7 protein-coding genes are annotated in these 5897 nt (G+C 41.3%); 6 read left to right on the top strand and 1 reads right to left on the bottom strand.

The features are described from left to right. The first annotated feature begins 145 nt into the window (after positions 1 to 145). The 5 genes from ABFX15_RS04090 (at position 146) to ABFX15_RS04075 (ending at position 4191) form a co-directional block, all read left to right on the top strand. Positions 146 to 637 (top strand): CtsR family transcriptional regulator, encoded by a 492-nt coding sequence (locus tag ABFX15_RS04090; RefSeq protein ID WP_346024227.1) that lies wholly within the window; start codon positions 146 to 148, stop codon positions 635 to 637. Next, entirely contained in the window at positions 634 to 3120 is a 2487-nt protein-coding gene (locus ABFX15_RS04085) for an ATP-dependent Clp protease ATP-binding subunit (protein WP_346024226.1), read from the top strand. Before ABFX15_RS04090 ends, ABFX15_RS04085 begins: the two co-directional genes overlap by 4 nt. A gap of 209 nt (positions 3121 to 3329) precedes the next feature. Beyond that, the gene (locus tag ABFX15_RS12150; protein ID WP_428830596.1) at positions 3330 to 3452 is read left to right on the top strand and encodes a manganese catalase family protein; all 123 of its coding nucleotides are present in this window, start codon (positions 3330 to 3332) and stop codon (positions 3450 to 3452) included. Positions 3453 to 3540: 88 nt separating this feature from the next. After that, a complete protein-coding gene (locus ABFX15_RS04080; RefSeq protein ID WP_346024225.1) occupies positions 3541 to 3720 on the top strand; it encodes a hypothetical protein in 180 nt (59 codons plus the stop codon). Positions 3721 to 3843: 123 nt separating this feature from the next. Next, positions 3844 to 4191, top strand: coding sequence for a hypothetical protein (locus ABFX15_RS04075; protein WP_346024224.1), 348 nt, complete (start codon positions 3844 to 3846; stop codon positions 4189 to 4191). Positions 4192 to 4239: 48 nt separating this feature from the next. On the opposite strand, the gene ABFX15_RS04070 is transcribed toward ABFX15_RS04075, so the two are convergent. Further along, the gene (locus tag ABFX15_RS04070; protein ID WP_346024223.1) at positions 4240 to 5103 is read right to left on the bottom strand and encodes a helix-turn-helix domain-containing protein; all 864 of its coding nucleotides are present in this window, start codon (positions 5101 to 5103) and stop codon (positions 4240 to 4242) included. A gap of 100 nt (positions 5104 to 5203) precedes the next feature. Between ABFX15_RS04070 and tadA the strand changes: the two genes are divergently transcribed. Next, complete coding sequence (gene tadA / locus ABFX15_RS04065; RefSeq protein ID WP_346024222.1) at positions 5204 to 5728, top strand: tRNA adenosine(34) deaminase TadA; 525 nt, start codon at positions 5204 to 5206, stop codon at positions 5726 to 5728. The last annotated feature ends 169 nt before the right edge of the window (positions 5729 to 5897 follow it).

Below are 5897 nucleotides of genomic sequence, written 5' to 3'. Positions count from 1 at the left end.
CATTCTTTCAAACAGTTAATCAATCAACTAAGTTAAGAACAATTCTTAACTACAAACTTATTATACGAGGAGGGTACTGAAAGGACTTGAAATTACAAGAGAATTTAGATACACTTCAAGTCACTACTTTCAGTAGATGTTCGATATGGAAAATCAGAATATGACGGATATTATTGAAGCTTATTTAAAGAAAGTGCTGCAGCAGCAGGATCAGGTAGAAATCAGACGAAGTGAAATAGCACAATTATTCGACTGCGTCCCTTCTCAGATCAATTATGTCATCAACACACGCTTCACGATCCAGAAAGGATATCTGGTGGAAAGTAAACGAGGCGGCGGGGGATATATCCGAATTATAAAAGTTCAGGTACTAGATGATCTTGATATGTTGAATACTATGATAGAAATCATTGGAGACAGCATATCTGAAAAGGATGCAAAATCTGTTGTACAGAAATTATATGAAGACGATATTATCACTAAAAGAGAAGCAAAACTCATGCTTGTTGCCATGGATAAATCCTTATATACCGGTGAAAGAGCGATAGACAATCGTCTACGATCAAATCTATTACGAACGATGTTAGTCAATTTGAAGTATGAAGAGCCAAACAAACGAAAGGCGGACCACACATGAATGAACTATTTACAGAAAAAGCCAAGAAAGCCTTACTGATCGCTCAGGAAGAAGCGCAATCTTTCCGCCATAGAACTGTTGGAACAGAGCATCTTTTATTGGGACTTATTATTGAAGAAGATGGGATTGCAGGTAAGACATTAAGAGAACTGACAATAACAGAAGAAGATATTAGAGAAGAAATTGAACACCTATCAAGTTACGGGCCTGAGCAAACTCTGCCTAAAAACGCAATACTGCCTTATTCACCTAGAGCTAGACAGATTATAAAGTATGCTACGGATGAAGCCAGACGAATGAAACGGCCGTTAGTCGGAACTGAACATCTGCTGCTAGGTCTTCTCAGAGATGAAGAAATTTTATCAGCGAAAATTCTGAATAACCTTGATGTGAATCTGGCCAAAGCCCGACAGCTTGTGCTCAAGAAATTAGGGGCTCAGGATAAAAATGGAAAAAGCAGAGCAGGCAGCAGACGTCCGGGTAAAACGCAGCAATCTGCCTCTGGCGGAACCCCTACACTCGATTCTCTAGCACGTGATCTGACTCAGCAGGCTAGAGACAACAGATTGGATCCTATCGTAGGACGAAACAAGGAAGTCAGACGAATTATTCAGATACTAAGCAGACGCACCAAGAACAATCCTGTTCTTGTAGGGGATCCTGGAGTAGGTAAAACAGCAATAGCAGAAGGTTTAGCACAAAAAATTATTGCAAATGAAGTTCCGCCAGTACTTCAGAATAAGCGTCTGATGACTCTGGACATGGGGTCATTAGTTGCAGGAACGAAGTATCGTGGTGAATTCGAAGAACGTATGAAGAAAATAATTGACGAAATTTATCAGGATGGAGAAGTCATTCTATTTATTGATGAATTACACACGCTGATTGGTGCTGGAGGAGCAGAAGGTGCCATCGATGCGTCCAATATTCTTAAACCTGCACTAGCACGTGGTGAACTCCAGACGATTGGTGCAACAACACTAGATGAATACCAGAAGCATATTGAAAAAGATGCTGCACTTGAAAGACGATTTGCATCTATTCATGTCGACCCGCCTTCTGAAATGGAGGCTGAAGAAATACTGTTTGGCCTGAGAGAACGTTATGAGCAGCACCATGGTGTGAAGATAACCGATGAAGCACTCAGAGCGGCTGTGCATCTGTCTACGCGATATATCACGTCAAGACAGTTGCCAGACAAAGCGATTGATCTGATGGATGAATCTGCATCCAAGGTTCGTATGGACGAGAGTGATTCGCCAACACCGTTATCAAAAGCAACTGAAACGCTTGAAGATCTGATTCGTAAAAAAGAAAAGGCTATTCAGTCTCAGGACTTCGAACGTGCAGCTCAGATAAGAGAAAAAGAGATGAGGCAGAGAAAACGACTGGAAAAACTGCTCAAGCAGGATGATGATGCAGATGAAAGCCAGCTTCGAGTGACCGAATCGGATATAGCGGAAGTTGTATCTCAGTGGACGGGTATACCAGTAAATCAGATGGAACAGAAAGAAAGCGAACGACTGCTTAATCTTGAAAAAGTACTCCATGAGCGTGTTGTCGGTCAGGAGCAGGCTGTCGTTGCCGTTTCTAAAGCTATCAGACGAGCACGCAGTGGGCTGAAAGATCCTAACCGTCCAATTGGTTCATTTATGTTCCTGGGTCCTACTGGTGTAGGTAAGACAGAACTGGCTAAAGCTCTGGCAGAGTCAATGTTCGGAAGCGAAGAAGCCCTGGTTAGAGTAGATATGTCTGAATTTATGGAGAAATACAGTACGAGTCGTCTAGTCGGTTCACCTCCAGGTTATGTCGGTTATGATGAAGGTGGACAACTGACTGAGAAAATTAGACAGAAGCCTTATTCAGTTATACTTCTTGATGAAGTGGAGAAAGCTCACCCTGACGTCTTCAACATCCTGCTTCAAGTTCTGGATGACGGAGTGCTCACAGATGGAAAAGGCAGAAAAGTAGATTTCAAAAATACTATTCTTATTATGACATCCAACTTAGGAGCTACAGCTCTCAGAGATGAGAAATCTGTTGGATTTGGAGCAATCGATAAGCGGTTCGATCATGATGCAATGGAGAAACGAATTCGTGAAGAACTGAAAAATGCCTTCAGACCGGAGTTCCTTAACCGTATCGATGACACTATCGTGTTCCAGTCTCTCAAAAAAGATGAGCTTCGTGAAATCGTTAAATTATTAACAAAAAATATTGTGACTCGTATGGAAGAAATCGGTATCCAGCTTAAAATCACTTCATCAGCTATGGATGTGATTGCTGAAGAGGGATTTGATCCAGAGTATGGTGCCCGTCCACTTAAGCGAGCCATTCAGAATAAGATGGAAGACCGTTTGAGTGAAGCGTTGCTATCCGGCGAAATCAGTCTGAAAGACAAAGTGACTTTAGGCGCTTCAAAAGGGGAAATCACCTTAAGAGTTAGAGAAGAAAAGAATAAAAAGTCTAAAATAACTAATTGATAAAAGATACTGGATTTTGTTTTCAGTTAGTAATCATATGCTGTAAGAACCACGCGTTCGTTTTTGAGATGTTATACCTCTTAAAATGGACGTGTGGTTTTTTCTCAATATTGAAAACAAGATAACAATTTATATCATTAGGTTAAGAAAATGTAGGGTGATAACGTTTATCTGTTGATAAACACTACAAAAAAAGAAAGGATGTTACTATATTCACGCACAAGAAAGAATCACAGGGACACCTTCAAGTAGCCAGACTCTATGAAAAGACAGAAGATAAAGGAATCAGAGATATGCTCGGTTTCCTTCTGGCTAGAGACAAACAGCACTAGCTTCAGTGGATCGAAGCCATCAAAGAACTGGAAGCTAAAGAAGGCATCGTTGTACCGGGAACAGTTCCTGAAAAATACGAAGTGCTTGATGGTGATTCATACCCTTTATAATTTCTCAAAAGGGGAAGACAGTAAACCGGTAGTGGATGGGAAAGAAGCCGCTGACGGAAATGACTTCAAATACATTAAAAATCCTCAGGCTATGGCTGACAAGCCAGTACTGAAAGCACCTCTTGCTCAACTGCACAGCACACCATCAGAAAAATAAACGGATAGGATGTAATCAGATTTCATTAACCGAGATCAGATAATCAAGCGTTTATCTTTGAAACAGCAGCTCTTTCTCTGGTACTATTAAATTGATAAATCAAATAAGAGAGGATTGAAATGGATGAAAAAAATAGATGACACGCAAAAGAGTATTCTGATTGGAGTAGGGGTTGCGTTTTTAGTCGGGATTCTTACTTTTCTTTTTTCTTCTGACAATGCGAAGAAAAAAACGAAAGCAACAGTGAATCGGCAGAAAGCGAAGCACTATGTGAATGATAAATTTAACAGCAAAAGTGCAAAAAAATTAGTCAGCAAACTGACTGACGATGAAATTAATTTGCTCGCTGGTGCTGCTGGAAAAGTTAGCAATCTGGAAGATAAGTTCTCTGATATGGGTTCTGATATGAAAGATTATATGCAGGACAAGTCAAAAGATGCGAAAAAAGCATTTAAGAAAGTTAAAAAGTAGTCAGTTCCGGCTAAGTAAAAAAGGTCTCCTTTTATAGGAGGCCTTTATTTATAGAATGAGAAGATAGCACAGCAGCAGTTCATTCATGTTTTTCAAGGATAGACCGGTGGATTCATTGAATCGGTCCATCCGGTACTGTAGCGTATTGCGGTGTATAAACAGTTGTTTAGCAGCAACACTGATATTTCCCTGACTTTGCCATAAAGCTTGGATTAATTCGTGCCAGTCGTCTGAGGCATCGATTTGAGTTTTGAGTTCCTTCATTATGGCACTTTTTGCCAGCGCATCTTTTGTAAAATGATGCAGGGCAATATCCGGAAGCGAACTGACCTGATGGTGCATATGTGTGACTTCCTGCTGAAAAATATTCTGTTCTTCTTTAAATAAGTCATAAAGATTGTGGTCTGGTGTCCAGAATTGTCCAATATAAGCATGTGTTCTTATTGAAAAGTCATCCTCAAGTGTCTGGAGGATACCTGTTATTTCTTCATCAGAGAAATTCGGGGCGCCAGTATCCTGCACTATAAGACAGGTATCGCTGCTTATAAAAAAGACATCCAGAACAGGTTCGAATAATTGTCTGATTGAATCAATCCAGATTAAATAGTCGAATTGTGTATCTATTTTCTCCAGGTAGAGCTGAGTCAGACGTATCATCTGAGTGGTTTTAGGTGGAAGTTCTCTTTGGCCTTGAATCAGTTCAGCCCATTTAGAGTCCGAGACTGGAAAGGAAGAAGGCTCAATTTCCTGTTTAAGCATGACAAGAAGCTGCCACTCTTTTTCAGTCAGCTCTTTTTTCGGGATATGAATCCATTTATTTTTATAAGGAATGCGGAAAGTGTCTTCGTCCATAAATGGCAGATCGGACAAAACCGCTTCGGGATACAGTGTTTTCAAGTTTGCATAATCCAAACTTATTCCTCCTATCTCAATGTAGCTTAATTTTACCACTGTTTGATGCAAAGAGAAACTAAGGTATAATGAAGAAAAAGTGAATTTTGGAGCGATCGAGATGACTGGATACACCGAAAAAGAAATAGACCGATGGATGGCTGAAGCGATCATCGAAGCAAAGAAGGCCGAAGCAATATTAGAAGTCCCCATCGGGGCAGTGATTGTCAAAGATGGCCAAGTGATCGGCCGAGGACATAATCAGAGAGAAACGCTTCAGGAAGCCGCCGCTCATGCCGAGATGATAGCAATCAAGGAGGCGAATCAGCATCTGGGTAACTGGCGACTGGAAGAGTGTGATCTGTTTGTAACGTTGGAACCGTGTGTCATGTGCAGCGGCGCCATTGTACTTTCCCGCCTGCGTTCAGTTTATTATGGGCCAGCTGATCCCAAGGGCGGGGCAGTGGAGTCGTTGATGACTGTTCTTCAGGATGACCGTCTGAACCACCAGTGTGAGGTGCACAAGGGAGTCAGGAAAGAAGAGTGCTCAGCCTTGCTGTCTGATTTTTTCAGGACACTTAGGGCAAGAAAAAAGAGGGAAAAAGCCCTGAGGCAATCAGAAGCTTCCAATGAAGCAAACGAGTGAATCAGAAGGAGATACATGAGCTTGCGTACTAATAGAAAACCGCCCGTCATCGAGACAGTATGAAATAAACTGTCTTGATGACCGGTGGTTTTTATCACCATTTGACAGAAGACTCCCACCTCTAAGCGAAGCGTAGGTGGGAGATGAATGCCTATTGAGCGAAGCTCAA

It is taken from the genome of Alkalibacterium indicireducens (assembly GCF_039522005.1).
Lineage (GTDB): Bacteria > Bacillota > Bacilli > Lactobacillales > Carnobacteriaceae_A > Alkalibacterium > Alkalibacterium indicireducens.
The sequence above is the reverse complement of the archived record's forward strand: the minus strand, read 5'-3'. Positions and strand labels throughout refer to the sequence as shown.